This window comes from Mammaliicoccus sp. P-M59 (genome assembly GCF_022386135.1).
In the GTDB taxonomy this organism is placed as follows: Bacteria; Bacillota; Bacilli; order Staphylococcales; family Staphylococcaceae; genus Mammaliicoccus; species Mammaliicoccus sciuri_A.
Genome location: NZ_JAJNJJ010000007.1, coordinates 1 through 18,370, shown reverse-complemented (window position 1 = coordinate 18,370; position 18,370 = coordinate 1). Strand labels below are relative to the sequence as shown.

General features: G+C 33.2%; 17 protein-coding genes, 6 tRNA genes and 1 rRNA gene. 1 reads left to right on the top strand and 23 read right to left on the bottom strand.

The features are described 5' to 3' along the window. Window positions 1–5: 5 nt before the first annotated feature. The 3 genes from LQ617_RS11200 to LQ617_RS11190 are packed head-to-tail and all read right to left on the bottom strand — an operon-like array spanning window position 6 to window position 1,954. The gene (locus LQ617_RS11200; protein ID WP_239740432.1) at window positions 6–740 is read right to left on the bottom strand and encodes a metallophosphoesterase family protein; all 735 of its coding nucleotides are present in this window, start codon (window positions 738–740) and stop codon (window positions 6–8) included. 18 nt (window positions 741–758) lie between these two features. Then, entirely contained in the window at window positions 759–1,406 is a 648-nt protein-coding gene (locus LQ617_RS11195; protein WP_037590026.1) for an SDR family oxidoreductase, read from the bottom strand. A gap of 14 nt (window positions 1,407–1,420) precedes the next feature. Further along, entirely contained in the window at window positions 1,421–1,954 is a 534-nt protein-coding gene (locus tag LQ617_RS11190) for a CHAP domain-containing protein (protein ID WP_037590028.1), read from the bottom strand. A 178-nt stretch (window positions 1,955–2,132) separates the two neighbouring features. On the opposite strand from LQ617_RS11190, the gene LQ617_RS11185 reads away from it, so the two are divergent. Continuing rightward, window positions 2,133–3,083, top strand: a complete 951-nt coding sequence (locus LQ617_RS11185; RefSeq protein WP_037590029.1) for a hypothetical protein — start codon at window positions 2,133–2,135, stop codon at window positions 3,081–3,083. Window positions 3,084–3,140: 57 nt separating this feature from the next. Here the strand turns inward: LQ617_RS11185 and LQ617_RS11180 are convergent, their stop codons facing one another. From LQ617_RS11180 to rrf, 20 genes are all read right to left on the bottom strand, one after another. Continuing rightward, on the bottom strand, window positions 3,141–3,797 hold the full coding sequence (locus tag LQ617_RS11180; RefSeq protein WP_239740431.1) for a haloacid dehalogenase type II: 657 nt from the start codon (window positions 3,795–3,797) through the stop codon (window positions 3,141–3,143). A 141-nt stretch (window positions 3,798–3,938) separates the two neighbouring features. Continuing rightward, complete coding sequence (locus LQ617_RS11175) at window positions 3,939–4,793, bottom strand: Cof-type HAD-IIB family hydrolase (RefSeq protein ID WP_239740430.1); 855 nt, start codon at window positions 4,791–4,793, stop codon at window positions 3,939–3,941. Between the two features lie 76 nt (window positions 4,794–4,869). Next, a complete protein-coding gene (locus tag LQ617_RS11170) occupies window positions 4,870–5,649 on the bottom strand; it encodes an ABC transporter ATP-binding protein (protein ID WP_159316322.1) in 780 nt (259 codons plus the stop codon). A 104-nt stretch (window positions 5,650–5,753) separates the two neighbouring features. Then, the gene (locus LQ617_RS11165) at window positions 5,754–6,539 is read right to left on the bottom strand and encodes a VOC family protein (protein WP_239740429.1); all 786 of its coding nucleotides are present in this window, start codon (window positions 6,537–6,539) and stop codon (window positions 5,754–5,756) included. Between the two features lie 133 nt (window positions 6,540–6,672). Further along, complete coding sequence (locus tag LQ617_RS11160; RefSeq protein WP_191836081.1) at window positions 6,673–7,122, bottom strand: GNAT family N-acetyltransferase; 450 nt, start codon at window positions 7,120–7,122, stop codon at window positions 6,673–6,675. A 22-nt stretch (window positions 7,123–7,144) separates the two neighbouring features. Then, the gene (locus LQ617_RS11155; RefSeq protein ID WP_048541291.1) at window positions 7,145–7,753 is read right to left on the bottom strand and encodes a DedA family protein; all 609 of its coding nucleotides are present in this window, start codon (window positions 7,751–7,753) and stop codon (window positions 7,145–7,147) included. A gap of 243 nt (window positions 7,754–7,996) precedes the next feature. After that, on the bottom strand, window positions 7,997–10,381 hold the full coding sequence (locus tag LQ617_RS11150; protein WP_239740428.1) for a heavy metal translocating P-type ATPase: 2,385 nt from the start codon (window positions 10,379–10,381) through the stop codon (window positions 7,997–7,999). Between the two features lie 13 nt (window positions 10,382–10,394). Continuing rightward, complete coding sequence (locus LQ617_RS11145; RefSeq protein ID WP_025907429.1) at window positions 10,395–10,697, bottom strand: metal-sensing transcriptional repressor; 303 nt, start codon at window positions 10,695–10,697, stop codon at window positions 10,395–10,397. Window positions 10,698–11,141: 444 nt separating this feature from the next. Then, a complete protein-coding gene (glmS, locus tag LQ617_RS11140) occupies window positions 11,142–12,944 on the bottom strand; it encodes a glutamine--fructose-6-phosphate transaminase (isomerizing) (RefSeq protein ID WP_191836079.1) in 1,803 nt (600 codons plus the stop codon). A 468-nt stretch (window positions 12,945–13,412) separates the two neighbouring features. After that, window positions 13,413–14,765: a phosphoglucosamine mutase gene (glmM, locus tag LQ617_RS11135; RefSeq protein ID WP_037590045.1), complete on the bottom strand. Its 1,353-nt coding sequence runs from the start codon at window positions 14,763–14,765 to the stop codon at window positions 13,413–13,415. Window positions 14,766–14,786: 21 nt separating this feature from the next. Beyond that, window positions 14,787–15,722, bottom strand: a complete 936-nt coding sequence (locus LQ617_RS11130) for a CdaR family protein (RefSeq protein WP_037590047.1) — start codon at window positions 15,720–15,722, stop codon at window positions 14,787–14,789. Then, on the bottom strand, window positions 15,723–16,529 hold the full coding sequence (cdaA, locus tag LQ617_RS11125; protein ID WP_025907437.1) for a diadenylate cyclase CdaA: 807 nt from the start codon (window positions 16,527–16,529) through the stop codon (window positions 15,723–15,725). A gap of 142 nt (window positions 16,530–16,671) precedes the next feature. After that, window positions 16,672–17,577, bottom strand: coding sequence for an arginase (gene rocF, locus LQ617_RS11120; protein ID WP_037590050.1), 906 nt, complete (start codon window positions 17,575–17,577; stop codon window positions 16,672–16,674). 186 nt (window positions 17,578–17,763) lie between these two features. Continuing rightward, window positions 17,764–17,836: transfer RNA gene (locus LQ617_RS11115), tRNA-Lys, on the bottom strand. Window positions 17,837–17,840: 4 nt separating this feature from the next. Beyond that, window positions 17,841–17,915, bottom strand: a tRNA-Gln gene (locus LQ617_RS11110). A gap of 4 nt (window positions 17,916–17,919) precedes the next feature. Further along, window positions 17,920–18,003 (bottom strand) — tRNA-Tyr (locus tag LQ617_RS11105). Between the two features lie 16 nt (window positions 18,004–18,019). Continuing rightward, a tRNA-Val gene (locus LQ617_RS11100) sits at window positions 18,020–18,095 on the bottom strand. 8 nt (window positions 18,096–18,103) lie between these two features. Continuing rightward, window positions 18,104–18,175: transfer RNA gene (locus tag LQ617_RS11095), tRNA-Glu, on the bottom strand. A gap of 1 nt (window position 18,176) precedes the next feature. Beyond that, window positions 18,177–18,251, bottom strand: a tRNA-Asn gene (locus LQ617_RS11090). A gap of 19 nt (window positions 18,252–18,270) precedes the next feature. After that, window positions 18,271–18,370: ribosomal RNA gene (rrf, locus tag LQ617_RS11085) — 5S ribosomal RNA — on the bottom strand; the annotation flags it as partial.

The window sequence follows — 18,370 nt, the reverse complement described above, 5'->3', positions numbered from 1 at the left end:
TTCTTCTATATGAATGATTCAAAAATTAATTGTTTGCCTGGTACTTTTTTATCATCGAATCCTTCTAAGAATGGTTGATTATCATAAGGTACTTTGACTCTTTCTACGTTTATGGCACCATCTTTAACTTCTACAATGCCATACACGGCGTATGCACCATTATTTAATCCTACTGATCCTGGATTAAAATATATTGTTTCTATATCATCAAAGTGATGTAACACGTGATTATGTCCGAATGTAACAAAATCTGCATCTACGCCGTTAAATAATCCGTGTACATGTTCTAACGAAGGATCTACAATTGGTTCAAATGGATCTTCACTAATATGCTTATCCATATTTTCTTCGAGTATTCGATAATGTGTGAAATAAAATTTTAAACCGTCTATTTCTTTTGTAACTTCACGTTTAAGGTCATTTAAAAAGGTATAATATTTACTGTCTAAATATTCTACTATCCATTGATGATGTTCATAGAACTTACTTTTCAAACTTTCTGGATATGGTTCGTTGTTAACGACTGACATAATCGCTTCGTCATGATTACCTGCAATGTATGTCATATCTTTTCTGCTTGTAACTGCTTCAAGAACTTCGTTTGTACAATGGCCAACACCAATATTATCACCTAAGTTATAAATGTGATCTATATCCGTTCGATTATCGATATCTGAAAGTACCGCGTTTAATGCATCGATATTTCCATGTATATCTGTCAAAATTGCGAATTTAACCATCATAAGACTCCTTCATGATTATTGATTAAATTGATCAACCGCTTCTTTAATTTCAACATCTCCTGAAACGACTTGGAATTCTTGACCAATTTTCTCATCATTGTTTAATACTTCAACCAAGACAGTCGCTACATCTTTACGAGGTATTTTACCACGTTCTACTTCTTCAGCTAATGTAACTGTTCCTATAGCATCATCATTTGTTAATGCACCAGGGTGAACGATTGTATATGGTATATTAGCATTTCTTAAATGTTCATCTGCATAGTGTTTAGCTATTGTGTAAGGTTTTAAATCTCCTTCAAAAGCTGATCTTCTTGTATCAAATGAAGACACGAGTACAAAATGTTTCGTACCTGCTATTTTACTTGCTTCAATAGATTTAACTGCGCCGTCTAAGTCAATAATAATTGTTTGGTCTGCACCGGTATGTCCACCTGAACCTGCTGTAAACACAACTTTATCTGCATCTTTTATTTTTTCAGAAATGTCATTGATATCGTCATATTCAAGATCTAGTGGTGCTGTTGTTGCACCTAAGTCTTCAAAGAAACTTGCTTGACTGTTTTTTCTAATACCTGCAACAACTTCATTGCCTTCTGCTACTAAATCTTTAACTAAATGTCTTCCTATTTGTCCATTAGCACCTATTACGAAAATCTTCATTATAAAACACTCCTTTAAATTTTTTCATGTATAAAACGATAGTTGTGTAATCTATCTGGCGTGATTAACCTTGAAGTCACTTCATATGGCTTTTTATAGTTCATATCAGAAACAACAATTGAACCATCATTTTTTACTTCTTCAACAATTGCGACGTGTCCTAGTTCACCATAATCTGTTTGTAAGATTGAGCCTTCACTAGGTTGTCCGTTCACTTTATAGCCTTCTTCTTTTGCACGGTCATCCCAATGTTTAGCGTCACCCCATGATGAACTAATTTTTTTATCAATTTTCAATCTTTTTTCAAATACATAAAATGTACATTGACCTTCTTGATAGTAATTACCAAGTGAACGGTCATCTGTTTTATCATTCTTTTTAATTTGTTCCGTACGAATCGCTACTTCTTTTTCTTTCATCTGCTTCTTTACGTCTTCAACATAATGATTCAATAAATCGAATCCACCTTGGCTTTTAAAAAGCATAACCATGGTAATAATAGCGACCCACGTTGCAAGGTAAACGATGAAGCGGAATAACTTTTTCATAGCTCACTCCTATAACTAATGTACCTCAAATATATGAGTTAAAACGTACGATATCAAATAAAGTGCTTATAACTTTTTTGAAAAATTCGCAAATGCAAGAAAGTTTTTGACAATTAAATGACATTTACATAGTTTTTTATGGTACCCTAATGATACAAAAAGACAAGAGGTGAATCATATGTTCAAGTTCCAATTAGATTACTTTAGAAATGGACAGGGATTCCATTTAAAAACTATTCTATTTTCTATTTTAGCATCAATCGTTATGGTTCTCATAATGTTAATACCGGGTGTATTATTCTTAATTGGTGGTGTCTCACTCGCTTCATCACAAGACTTTTCAGGTGAACCTTCTGGCGGAGGACTAGCGATATTCTTTGTCACTATGGTACTCGGCTTTTTATTAACACTTGGTTTATATATCTTTGTTTTAATTCCTTTAGCTTATGGCATGATTAAATACTACAAAGATACAGACTTAGGTATTGGGCCAAACTTTAGTGATTTATTTATGTTCTTACGAAAAGGAAACTATGTAAAAACATTAAAACTTACAGTTATTATAGGTGTGATTAGTGTTGCAATGTACATAGCGATTTATATTGTCGTATTAGTTGTTGAACTAATATTCGTTGCAATATTCGGAACATCTATGGCTATTATGCAACCAAGCGGTTCAAGTGAAGCTTTCGGCGCAATGTCTATATCATTTGTAATTATCATGTTATTTATGATTTTAGTTCTATTCGCAGTGTTTATTCCATTATATTATATAGTGATATTTATTATGAACACAGTACTTGTTCATATTGATCAAAGATCGTTACCAACTTTCACTAAATTCTCAATTGGTTGGAATATAACAAGTAAAGGTCCTAATAATGCTTGGAAATTATTATTCAGCAACTTACTCTATGTTGTTGTTGCATATATTGTTTTAGCTATTATTGGTATCGTAGTTGCAGTTGTTGTTTCATTTATGCCAGCAGTATTACAAGTTATATTCGCGGTACTTGGATATATTGTGTACTTTATCTTTATGTTTGCTGTTTCATACTTCATTTACGGAAGTGTAATGAACTTCTATCACAAAAATAAAAATGCACTTTACCCTCCAAATAACCAGTAATCCTAATTGATAACATATTAAGCGCTCAATCTACATTCAAAAGATTGAGCGCTTTTTTTATAATAAATCTTTAATACTATATAAAGATTGTAATTCAAAGTCGGGTTTAACCTCTATATATTCAAAATCACTAAAGTTACGATTAACCCATGCCGTTTGAAATCCAAACTTTTGTGCACCAACAATATCCCATTTATTTGATGATACAAATAGTACTTCATCTTTATTATATGGAATATTTTCTTCTAGCAAAGCGTATCCATTAGAATCTGGTTTATACACCCCAAACGCTTCAAGAGACAAGATAAACTTAAAGTAATTTGTAATATTTGAATTATCTAATACTTGTTCTATCATGTCTTTATTACCATTACTAAATATGATTTGATCAACTTCTGATAGTTCTTTTAATGTATGCATAACTTCTGGAAATGGCGTTAATTGATTATATGCTGCCATACATTCATTAATTTCTTTCAATGAGTAATCAAAATCATTTCTACTGAGTACGTACTCTAGTGAATCACGTATCACTTTACTAAATGGTTTATATTCATCCACTAATTGTCTCACATGCGTATACTCAATTAGTTTATATCGCCATGCTTTAGCTATTCTATCCCCATTTCCCGGGAATAACTTTTCACATTTTTCTCTCACACTATCGATATCAAAAAGCGTGCCATATAAGTCATATACTACTGTTTTAATCATTTCATCACCCCTAAAAACATCATTCATTATATTATATCCAAATGTATATAAACCAATCACACAAAATATATTGCCAACAACTTTTTTATTCACAAAATAAAACCATGTCACCTTATATCGGACATGGTTTCATATATTGATTTAATTAATTAAAAACTTTTGGCTTAAGAAGTCAGCTACGCCATTTTCTACATTTGTACGTCTCGTAACTTCATTACCTAACGCTTTAATATGATCAGGTGCATTTTTCATAACAATTGGATTATCTACAAATTCGAGCATTTGTCTATCGTTATCACTATCACCAATCGCAAAAGTTTCAGTATCCGCTGCGATACCTAAATAGTCTAAAGTCGCTTGAATAGCTGTTGCTTTATTAACACCCGTTGGCATTGTTTCTAAATTACAAGTTGTTGAATGAGAGATTGAAATATCTAATTCTTCTTTCATAGGTACGATAAGTTCTTCCCATTTTTTAATTTCTGACTCGTATTTTTTGAAGAAATAAAACTTAGAATAAGCATCTTCTGGTATTTCATCAACCCAATTGATTTTCTCACTTAAAGCTTCTTGTCGAGATTTCCATTCATTACGTTCTACATCTCCCAATTCATCTGTTTGGATTTCAGAAAGTAATAACGTTTTATCACGTTTTAAGGCGATACGATTTTTATAGTATGGAAATAACTCGTAATAAATTTGATGTTGTTCTGCTAAATCAACAAGTTTACGCACTGTTTCCATAGGTAGTTGGTGTTTAAATATTTCTTCTCCATTAATATATCCTACTGCACCATTTGAAGATAAAATACCATCAACTTCAAAATTCTCAGGTACTAAATATGGAATTTCATCATATGCTCTTCCTGTCGCAATAAATACTTTAATGCCTTTTTGTCTAACTTCTTGAATAACATCATTTGTATGATTCGTTACTCTGTTGTCTTCATTTAAAATTGTCCCGTCCATATCTAAAAAAACTGCTTGAGTCGTCATGTTGAATCCTCCATATCATTTATCAATGTCTATTATTTCATGCTCACAACATAAAGGCAATTTTTTAAAATTTATATTACTTTTTAGATAAAATTGGTCTATTATTTTTAAATGTTACATCCACATCAATGCCAAATAAGTTACTCATATTATCACTATTTAATAGCGAATGAATATCACCTGATTGGAATACTTCTCCATTTTTCAATAAAAGTATGTTTTTAAAGATTGGTAAGACTTCTTCTAAATGATGTGTCACATAAATAATCGTTGGTCCATTACTATCTTGACCGATATACTCAATTCTTTCTAACAGATCTTCACGCGCTACAAAGTCTAATCCATTTGTTGGTTCATCAAGAATAAGCAACCTCGGTTCTGACATTAACGCTCTACCTATTAATACGCGCGTTTGTTCTCCTTGAGATAGCGTTTCAAACCTTCTATTTATATAATGTGTAATACCTAGCGTTTCACAAATATGTTTCGCTTTTTCTTTAATTTCTTCAGTAGGTTCTTCATAAACACCTATTGACGCATAAGCACCACTAATAACAGTTGTATAAGCATTGTCCTGTTGTCTCATTTTCTTAAATAAAGATGACGAAACGTAACCTATTTGCCTTCTAATAGCATCAGCAGAATAACCTGGTCTTCCTTGTTTCATATCTAGTATTTCAAATTCACCAGATGATGGAGCTGTATATGCGTTAATAATATCGAGAATAGTAGATTTACCAGCACCATTTAATCCGTACAAGACCCAATGTTCTCCATCTACTATTTCCCAAGAAATATCTTTTAATATGTATTTGCCTTCTCTAATCCAATTAATATGTTTCAAATCAAGAAGCATACTTACATCCCCTTTAATATAAGAATTTAGAATATTCACTTATTGTACATGAAACAACTCTTATATTAAAGACGATAGGATAGGAAGGCTTAATTTTATGATGATTATTCTGGATTAATATCGAATCTTAATCCATCTGGTGAAATCAATACTTCAGATGCTCTGTTCGGAATTTGCATATCGATATTAGCAAGTCCGTAACTATTGTCTAAATCTTCACGTTTTTTATTTGATTGCCAAGTATTAATCGCAATATGGTGATGATAATCTTTTGTTGACATGAATAATGCATTAGGGAAATTACCTACAACAATTTTTAATCCTAATGTATCAATATAAAAATCTTTGCTTTCATTGATGTTGCTTGTTTTTATATGTAAGTGGCCAATCTTAGCACCTTCAGGCATACCATTCCAACCTTCAGTTGAAGCATGTTGGACTAATGCTTCTGCGTCTACTTCAAGTGTATCCATATTAACGTTACCATCATTCCATACCCAAGTTTCTGGATCTCTATCTCTATAAATTTCTATACCATTTCCTTCTGGATCATTTAAATACAATGCTTCTGACACGATATGATCCCCAGCACCCAGTCTTACATTTAATCTTGAAGCATGTAATAAAAAGTCAGCTAAATCAGCAGTAGTTGGTAATAATATTGCTAGATGGAATAATCCAGCTTCTCTCATACTTGGTTCTCTACCATCTACTAATAAATTTAATGTAATAGTATGACCTGAGTTACCAATCTCAAATACTGTTTGTTTGTCATCTTTACTTTTTATATTTAATCCTAAAATACTGTCATAAAATACTGTCATTTTTTCTAAATCTTTAACATTTAATGTAATGCCTTTTACTAAATTTGCATCTCTACCATGAAACATAACTTGCACCTCTTCTTATTTATTAATTAACTATAGTATACTTTATATACTATAAAAAGTATACTACTTTGTTTCAAAAAGTAAAAAAACCTATACGGTACAATTTAAAATTGAATCCGTATAGGCTATATTATTACAATTCCATCTCTAATCTCACCATATCTTTGCATTGAATACCATTTTCAAAGATAGGTTCTTCGTAATACTTTACAAAATAATCAATATCTATTGATTTCATTCTAAATCCAGCTTGTTGATAAAGTTTCAATTGCCCAATACCTGAGTTACCTGTTCCAACAGTTATTGTATGACAATGCAAATTTCTCGCTTCATTAATTATATGGTCAATTAATAATTTCCCTATACCTTGATTTTGAAATTGAGGATCAACTGCTAAATTAACTAACTCATATGTATTGGGTCTCGTTAATAACCCAACTGCAATTCCGATATCTTGATGATTTTGTTGATAAACATATACTTGACCTCTAGTAGCATAATCATTAACAGCATGTTGATTTTCATCTGCTAAAGCTAATAATTCATAATGTCTATCATTTAACTGCTCACATAAAGTTATCATTGTATCACCTTCATTGTTTAAGTTATGAAACTTTCTTCTTTCTAATAAACCAAATGATAAATACAATTATACCAATTGCAATGACTGCGTACATAAAGTGAGAATAAACATCCATATAATTAACGATTTGATGCCAATTATCTCCTACTTTAGCACCTACCAGTACTAATACTAAATTCCATATCAATGTACCGATTGTCGTTAATACTAAAAATAACCATTGATTCATACCGCTCATACCAGCTGGAACGGATATTAAACTCCGAATAAGTGGAATAAATCTACAGAAGAATACAGTCCATGGTCCATATTTATCGAACCAAGCATCTGCTTTTCTTACATCTTCTTTCGTTAACCTAAGATATTTACCCCATTTCTCGATAATTCTTTCGATTCTTTCAACATTTAGAATACGACCAATCCAATATAATATGACAGCACCGCCTACAGAACCTATTGTAGATGCAACGACTACACCTAAGACTGTTAAATCTGACTTCGTTGTCATGAAACCTCCAAATGTTAAAATAACCTCTGATGGTATGGGTGGGAAAACATTTTCCAATAATATCAATAAGGCAATACCAAAATAGCCAAATTGTTCCATTACACTTGTAATCCAACTCTCCATTAATTTACTCCTTTAAGTTGATATCTTTCTCATTTTATTACTTTGTAAATAAAAACTCTCAATAATAATAAATAAAACATAATGATGAAACTTAATTATATAATATATAACGCTGAATAAGTGTAAGACTTAAGTATGAACATGACAATTTTTATTTATATGCATTGTCATTACTTTTTATTTTACCTTAAAATGATTCATAAAAAAATTCACACCCATTTATATATGAGTGTGAATGAGTATTTATAATTTAACTTTTTTTAATCTTAATGCATTTGTTACGACACTTACAGAGCTTAATGCCATTGCTGCACCTGCAACCCAAGGCGCTAAGATACCTATTGCTGCAATTGGTATACCTGCCGTATTATAACCGAATGCCCAGAATAAGTTTTGTTTAATATTTTTAATTGTTGCATGACTTATTTTAATTGCTTTAGGGATGAGTAATAATTCTCCACCAAGAATTGTTACATCTGCCGCTTCAATCGCAACTTCAGTACCAGTTCCAATTGCGATACCAATATCTGATATTGCCAATGCTGGTGCATCATTAACACCATCGCCAACCATTGCAACCTTTTTGCCAGTACTTTGAATTTCTTTAATTTTATCAGCTTTTTCATTTGGTAATACTTCAGAAATGACTTTTTGAATACCTACTTGATTTGCGATAGCTTGAGCTGTTCTTTCGTTATCACCAGTAAGCATCACGACTTCTAAGCCTTCATCTTGAAGCATTTTAATCGCTTCTGGTGCACTTTCTTTAATCGTATCCGCAACTGCAACAATACCTTTAAATGTACGATCAACAGCAACTAACATAGCTGTTTTACCTTCTTGTTCTAAATTAGACATGTCTTGTTCAAATGATGTCGTTTCAATGCCATGTCTTGCCATTAATTTTCGATTACCCACTAATATTTCTTTATTCTGTATAGTTGCTTGAATACCATATCCAGGTATTGCATTAAAATCGTCTACATCATTTAATGCGACTTCTTGTTCTGTAGCGTATGCAACAATTGCTTCAGCAAGTGGGTGTTCTGAACCTTTTTCTGCACTTGCTAATAGACTGAGTGTTTCTTGGTCGCCAGTATAATCCGTAACTTCAGGTTTACCTTTTGTAATTGTACCAGTCTTGTCTAGCACGATTGTATCTAATTGGTGTGTACGTTCTAAATGTTCGCCGCCTTTAAATAATATGCCGTTCTCTGCAGCTTTACCCGTACCAACCATAATGGAAGTAGGTGTAGCTAATCCAAGCGCACATGGACAAGCAATGACAATCACAGCAATTGCTGCTACTAATGCACGTTCAAACTGACCTGGATCCACTAATGTTATCCATACAATAAATGTTAAGATTGATATCCCAACAACAATCGGAACGAAATACCCAGAAATTACATCTGCTAGTCTTTGGATAGGTGCTTTAGATCCTTGCGCTTCTTCTACAATTTTAACAATAGAAGCTAGTGCTGTATCTTTACCTACTTTTGTTGCTTTTACATGTATTAAACCATTCTTATTAATCGTTGAACCAATGACTTCTTCATTTATTGTTTTTTCAACAGGAATAGATTCACCTGTAATCATAGATTCATCTATTGATGTACGTCCTTTTTCAATAATACCGTCTACCGGTATCTTCTCACCTGGTTTGATGTATAAAATATCTCCGACAATGACTTCATCAATAGGTATCATGAGCTCTTTATTATCACGAATAACTCTTGCTTCTTTAGCTTGTAAATTTAATAAAGATGATAAAGAATTCGTTGTTTGACTTTTAGCGCGTTTCTCTAAATATTTACCAAACAAGATTAAAGTAATTAACACTGCACTTGTTTCAAAATATAAATGCGGCATATAAGATGGATTACCAATTGTTTTGATAGCTTCATATAAACTATAAAAATATGCTGCACTTGTTCCTAATGCCACCAATACATCCATATTAGCGCCACCATTTTTCAAGTTCTTATAAGCGCCAACATAGAACTGCCAGCCAATGATAAATTGAACAGGTGTTGCTAATATAAATTGAAACCAAGGATTCATTAAGATATGTGGCATAGGCATATTAAATAAATGCACAAACATTGTTAATAAAAGCGGTAACGATAAAATAGCAGAAATAATCAGTTTAGTTTTCATTTTCTGTACTTCTTGTTCTTTATGCGTTGTTTGATTTTGCACATCACTTTTAGTAGCAGCGTCATAGCCTAAATTTTTAATTTTATTAATGATACTTTTAACATCTATAATTTCAGGATTGTATTCAACATTAGCTTGCTCAGTCGTTAAATTAACTGTCGCTTGTGTAATGCCTTCTTGTCGATTGAGTACTTTCTCGATACGATTAGAACATGCTGCACACGTCATACCATAGACATCTAATTCAGCCTTTTCTGTTAAGACACCGTATCCGAGATTTTCAATTTTATTAGTTACATCCGATAAATTTGTAGCGTCATTATTGAAAGTGATGGATGCTTTCTCAGTCGATAAATTTACTTGAGCATCAACGCCATCCATTCTGTTTAACACTTTTTCAATACGATTGGAACATGCTGCACATGTCATACCCGTTACCCCAACAGTAACATGTTTAGATTCACTCATTTCGTTAACCTCCTTACTTAGAAAATTGTTTAAGCACACTCATTAATTCATCAATCGTTTCTTCGCCTTCACCATTCTGAATAGCATCCGTCACACAATGTTTAATATGTCTTTCCGTTACCGCAAATCCAACATTTTTTAAAGCAGACTGTATCGCACTAATTTGTACTAATATATCCACACAATATCTATCTTCCTCAACCATACTTTGAATACCACGCACTTGACCCTCAATACGTTTAAGTCTATTGATCACTTTATCTTTTTCCTCTTTCGTTCTAGGTGTTACCGTATGTTCATGTAAATACTCACTCATACAATCACGTCCTCTCTTTAATTAATACTATACCCCCCTATAGTATATTTTTCAATGTAAAAGCTCAAAAATTTATAATGAGATGTTGAATAAAGAAAGTAAGAATTATCAAGAGTATTGTCGTGAGTTACATTTTCTTAGTCATTTGTAAATATGGGCTGCCTTAATTACAATTCTCCGGACTTTTGTTACTATGGAACGCCTTAGTTACATTTCCCCAAACTTTTGTTACTATGGGCGTCCTTAGTTACAATTCTCTCGACTTTTGTTACTATGGCCTGCCTTAGTTACACTTTCCCAGACTTTTGTTACTATGGACCTCCTTAGTTACAATTCTCTCGACTTTTGTTACTATAGCCATCATACACGCCTATCCGTATATAATATATTCAAAATTTACATAAAAAAACACCTAAGCGAGTAGCTCAGGTGTTCAATATCATTCTATTCAACTGTAACTGATTTAGCTAAGTTACGTGGTTTATCTACGTCACAACCTCTGTGTAATGCAGCGTAGTAAGCGATTAATTGTAATGTGATTACTGATACAAGTGGTGATAACATTTCATGAACGTGTGGTATTACATACGTATCTTGATCGTGTTCTAAACCTTCCATAGAAATAATACATGGATTAGCACCACGTGCTACAACTTCTTTAACGTTACCACGAATTGATAAGTTAACTTTTTCTTGTGTAGCTAATGCAATGATTGGTGTACCTTCTTCAATTAATGCAATTGTACCGTGTTTTAATTCTCCTCCAGCAAATCCTTCTGCTTGGATATAAGAAATTTCTTTAAGTTTCAATGCACCTTCAAGACCTACGTAGTAATCCATTGTACGTCCAATAAAGAATGCGTTACGTGTTGTTTCTAAGAAATCTTTAGCGATTTGTTCCATTTTAGGCGCATCGTCAACAATTGCAGTGATTGCAGTTGTTACTTTCGCTAATTCAGGAATAATATCTACACCAGTATTTTTGTTATGTGCATTCGCAACTACTTGAGAAAGAATTGCTAATACTGCGATTTGTGCTGTGTATGCTTTTGTTGATGCAACAGCGATTTCAGGTCCAGCGTGTAAAATTAATGTATGATCCGCTTCACGAGATAAAGTTGATCCTGGTACATTTGTAATTGTTAATGCTTTGTGACCTAAACGTTTAGCTTCTACTAATACTGCACGGCTATCTGCTGTTTCACCTGATTGTGAAATAAAGATGAATAAAGGTTTTTCAGATAATAAAGGCATGTTGTAAACGAACTCTGAAGCTACATGTACTTCAGTAGGAACGCCTGCCCATTTTTCAATGTATTCTTTACCTACTAAACCAGCATGGTAACTTGTACCACATGCAACGATATAAATTCTATCTGCTTGTGCAACATCTTCAATAATTTCTTTATCGATTTTAAGGTTACCCTCTTCATCTTGGTAGTTTTGAATAATGTTACGCATAACACCTGGTTGTTCGTGAATTTCTTTTAACATGTAGTGATCGTAAGTACCTTTTTCAACGTCTGAAGCATCGATTTCAGCTTTATAGCTATCTCTTTCGATTACATTACCTTCTTGGTCTTTGATGATTACTTCATCGCGTTTTACGATAACAATTTCATTGTCGACTAATTCTTTATAAGTATCTGTTACAGCTAACATAGCAATTGCATCTGAAGCAATTACATTAAATCCATCACCGATACCAACTAATAATGGTGATTTGTTTTTAGCCACATAGATTGTGTCAGCATCTTGTTCATCTAATAAACCTAATGCATATGAACCATGTAATAATGATAATACTTTATTGAAAGCATCTTCTGTAGTTAACCCTTCGTTTGAGAAGTGTTCAATTAATTCAACAATAACTTCAGTATCAGTATCTGATTTAAAAGTGATACCTGATAAAAATTCATTTTTAAGTTGTTCATAGTTTTCAATAACACCGTTGTGTACTAATGTGAAACGACCTGATGTTGATTGATGAGGGTGAGCGTTCTCATAGTTTGGCACACCGTGAGTTGCCCAACGTGTATGTCCAATACCAATATTTCCATCAAAGTCATCAGAAGCTGCTTTACGTAATTCAGCAATTCTTCCTTTTTCTTTAAATACTTTAATTTCTTCTTCATTTCTTACAGCAATACCAGCTGAATCATAACCTCTATATTCTAATTTTTCTAAACCTCTAAGTAATAATTCTTTAGCATTTGCTGTACCTATATATCCTACTATTCCACACATAATCAAAATTCCTCCAATTTTAAATAAGCGGTCAGACTTTAAAATTTTTAGTCTAGTCGCTTTCAATACTCTGTTCAATTTATGGCTATTTCAACGTCTTTGGACATACAGTCACCTATATGCTTTAAACATTGAACTTCGAATGGGCCACATCCGGGATAGCATCCGCCGAAAATTCGATAACTATCCTCCTCGTCAACAAAGGTCATAACACTCATTCAGCATGTATCTGATTATACATGCCTCTACAATCGTGTATGCGCTTTGTTCAGGCGCTATAAGTTTCCTTATTTCGATAAACCTCACAATCCTCCTTATGCAAGCTCTCTTCATTCTACAATGAAATAGTATGTTGTGCAATTATTATACTATATTCCGTGCAATTATCATTATTTTCTATATAATTACACTTGTTAAATTTTAAAATAAAAAATCTGAGACAACAGTTGTCTCAGATTTATAATATTATTATTCAATTCCCATTTCTTGTTCTACTACTTCTGCAATACTGTTAACAAATCTTTCAGCATCTTCTTCTGTTTTAGCTTCAACCATTACACGAACTAGTGGTTCAGTTCCTGATGGTCTTACTAATATACGACCTTCGCCATTCATTTCAACTTCAACTTTAGTCATGATTTCAGAAACTTTAGCGTTTTCTTCAACACCATATTTATCAGAAACTCTTACGTTTACTAATTTTTGTGGATATTTTTTCATATTGCTTGTTAAGTCACTTAAACTTTTACCTGATCTTTTAACGATACTTGCAAGGTGCGCACCAGTAAGTAAACCATCACCAGTCGTATTATAATCCATCATCACGATATGACCTGATTGTTCTCCACCAAGGCTGTAAGAACCACGACGCATTTCTTCTACAACATATCTATCTCCAACTTTTGTTTTGTTAGATTTAATACCTTTTTCTTCTAGCGCTTTATAGAAACCTAAATTACTCATTACTGTTGAAACAACCATGTTATCTTTTAATTCACCATTTTGTGCCATATCTTCAGCTAACACATACATGATTTGGTCACCATCAACAATTTGCCCTTTATCATCTACAGCAATGATTCTATCCCCATCACCATCAAAAGCTAAACCAAGGTCTGCACCATGTTCAATAACAGCTTTTGCTAATTCTTCTGGGTGTGTAGAACCCACATTTAAGTTAATGTTATAACCATCTGGCTTACAACCGATTGTTTCGCTCGTTGCTTCTAAATCACCGAATAAATACGGTGCAAGAGAATAAGTAGCACCATGTGCACCATCTAGGACAATTTTCAATCCATCTAAATCTCCATCAACAGTTGATTTAATATAGCTTATATATTTTTGAGCACCTTCAAAGTAATCCGAAATATGATTTAATTGGTTACCTGTAGGTCTTGGTAAATTGTCTTCTGTAGAATCTAATAACTTTTCAATTTCTAATTCTTCATCATCTGTTAATTTGAAACCATCTGGACCAAAGAATTTAATACCATTGTCAGCTACTGGATTGTGTGACGCACTGATCATAACACCTAAATCTGCATCTACTTCTCTCGTTAAATAAGCTACACCTGGTGTTGAAATAACACCTAACCTCATCACTTCTGCACCAATTGATGAAAGACCTGCGATTAAAGCTGCTTCTAACATTTCCCCAGAAACACGCGTATCTCTACCTACTAATACTTTAGGATTTTCACTACCATGTTTCTTCGATAATACATAGCCGCCAAATCTACCTAATCTAAATGCGATTTCTGGTGTTAATTCAGAATTTGCTACACCTCTAACACCATCTGTACCAAAATATTTGCCCATTATAATTCTCCTTTAATTCCGTTAGTTTTTAGAAGTTTCTATTTTTGCTTCAACATCTTTGAATTCTGCTTCGTCCACACCATCAGGCAAGCTAAGATCAACTTTTTTAGTTGTATTTCCATCAACATTAGAAACATCGACAGGTACATCTATTGATCCTATACCATCAAGTACATTTCTTGAACCATATATTTTAACTTCGGATTTATCTAAAGTAATATCATCAATATTTATATTTTTTGATACACTACCTTTTTTCACAGGATTTAATGTCACAGTTTTACTAGATCTTGCAACTTTAATATTGACGTTAACAGTATCTGGTCTAATCTGTACGTCTAGTTTATTTAAATTGCTATCAAGTACACTAATACCCGCTTTTTCAGTCGTATCATCTGTTAATTGCTTCGTTTCATCTAATGTAGCTTTAACATAAGCAATTTTATTAAGTTCTTCTTGTCCACCTGTAATCGTTACTTGAGATGGATTAACAGTTTCTCCAACTAGCTCATATCCAGAAGCAATTCTATTTTGATTAATCTCAGCTTCGATTGGATATTTTTTAGAAACTTTGTCTTGTAACGTTACATTTGCGCTTTTAGGCACAACTGTCGCTTTAAGTTCATCACTAAGTCCTTTGATTTTAAAGTTTTCTTTATATTGCCCTACAGATTTGTTTTTCAAATCCAATTCCACTTTAAAATTCAATAATTTTTCAGCCTGTAATATTGTTGATTGTGGACCAGAAACTTTTACATCCACAGTTTTAGGTGCGCCAGATAAATATAATTCTTTTGTATTATAGATTGTATCTACCGGCACATCTTCTATTACATGATCTGAACTTTTCAAAGCATTTTCTGAAAACAAGCTACCGAACACATTATTCACAGATAAGAACATGAGTAGCGCTAAAATTAAAGCTACAAAACGTAAACCCCATTTAGATTCTAGCATCTACTTCACATCCTTTCTGTTTTGAACAGAACCAAACCAATGCTCAACTAGTAATTCTCTAAAGGCTTCACTTGATATTTCTTTTCTTAATCGACCATCAATTGTTACAGATATTGAACCTGTTTCTTCTGATACTACAACTGTAAATGCATCTGATACTTCTGAAATCCCTACAGCTGCTCTATGACGCGTTCCTAAACTTTTAGAAATTTTTTGACTGTCAGATAACGGCAAATAACTTGCTGCTGTAGCAATTTTTTGTTCACGTATAATCATCGCACCATCATGTAATGGTGTATTTGGAATAAAAATATTTGTGAGTAATTCTTGAGAAATATCAGCATTAATAGGTATCCCTGTTTCTATGTAGTCTTGAAGACCAGTTTCTTTCTCGAATACAATTAATGCACCTATTCTTCTTTTGGCCATATACTGAACAGCTTTATCAACACTATCAGTTAACCTTTCTTGTTCTGCTGATGTCGCTACATTTACTCGTTTAAATAGACTTCCTCGCCCTAATTGTTCCAACGCTCTTCTAAACTCTGGTTGGAATATTACAATGATTGCTAAAAATCCCCATTGCAATACAAAATCAAATAAAAGCGTAGTAGTCGTCAAATTCAAAAAATTACTTACTGTTCTACCAATTATGATGAAAAATATACCTTTTAATAGTTGTATCGCTTTTGTACCTTTAACGACCGTTATAATTAAGTACAATACATACCATACAATAATTAAATCAAGTATACCTGTTATAACTTTTAAGGCACTTAATTCACCAAAAATGTCAGGTAACTGCATAGTATCTCCTCCGTGTTTCATTTACCTAGTGATTATTATAACAATTTTTGAGATATATTGTTAATTTAATTATATATAAAACAAAAAAAGCCTCTATTAAAGAGACTTCTTTATTAAAGTATATTTTATCCATGATTGTCAATTATAATAATTTCTCTCCAAAGAATGAGCCCATTAATCCAATTGCTTGATGCGCCGTTTTATTATATTCATCGATAAGAGGATTTACTTCAACTAAATCAGCAGATACGATTAAATTTGACTCATGGAGTAACTCCATAGCTAAATGACTTTCTCTATATGTTGCGCCTCCTGGTACTGTTGTGCCCGTACCCGGCGTTTCGACTGGATCTAATGCATCAACATCCAATGAAAGATGTACACCATCCGTTTTATCCTTTAAGTAGTCTATCGTTTCAGATATAACTTGATTCATGCCAAGTTTATCTATATCTGCCATTGTATATGTACGTATACCTGACTTTTTAATATATTCTTTTTCACCATCATCTAAATCTCTCATACCAATTAGAACGACATTTTCAGGTTTTACTTTATTTTTATATCCACCGATATTCATTAATTCTTCATTACCTTCACCTAATAAGACTCTTAATGGCATTCCATGAATATTCCCACTCGGTGAAGAATCTAATGTATTTAAATCTCCATGTGCATCATACCAAATAACACCAAGATTATTATAATGTTTACTGATACCAGCGATTGATCCTATTGATAACGAATGATCTCCACCTAGAATTAAAGGAAAGTTACCATTATTCATCGTTTCATTTACGGATTCATATAAGTTATTTGAAAATGAAATCACTTCATCTAAATTTCTTAAACCTTCTTGTTCGCTTTTATATTTTTTCATATCAATATTAGGTGATTCTACATTACCTTTATCTATGACATGGTGACCTATATTTTCTATTCTTTCAATCAAACCAGCATATCTCAAAGCATCTGGTCCGAAATTAACGCCTAATTTTCTTTGACCAAAAGCAGTTGGTGCACCGATTATTTCAATGCTCTTTTTCATAATTTCAAATCCCCCTTAATTTGCATTACTATTATATTCTAGTATATGTAAGCACTTACATCAAGCTATATAAGGGTTTGTGGATAATATTAATATATTCCAAATATTTATACGTATATACATCAATTTATGCATATTTTCATCAATAAAAAAAGAGACATTAGATTAACTAATGTCTCTTACTTATGAGCCATAGAGGATTCGAACCTCTGACCCTCTGATTAAAAGTCAGATGCTCTACCAACTGAGCTAATGGCTCTTAATGGCTGGGCTAGCTGGATTCGAACCAGCGAGTGACGGAGTCAAAGTCCGTTGCCTTACCGCTTGGCTATAGCCCAAAAATGGTGGAGGGGGGCAGATTCGAACTGCCGAACCCGAAGGAGCGGATTTACAGTCCGCCGCGTTTAGCCACTTCGCTACCCCTCCAGCTTATTAAATTAAATGGTGGAGAATGACGGGTTCGAACCGCCGACCCTCTGCTTGTAAGGCAGATGCTCTCCCAGCTGAGCTAATTCTCCATAAATAATGACCCCTACGGGATTCGAACCCGTGTTACCGCCGTGAAAGGGCGGTGTCTTAACCGCTTGACCAAGGGGCCATGGCTCCACAGGTAGGACTCGAACCTACGACCGATCGGTTAACAGCCGATAGCTCTACCACTGAGCTACTGTGGAATAATAAAATTAAATATTTGCCCGGCAACGTCCTACTCTCGCGGAACGTAAGCCCAACTACCATCGGCGCTAAAGAGCTTAACTTCTGTGTTCGGCATGGGAACAGGTGTGACCTCTTT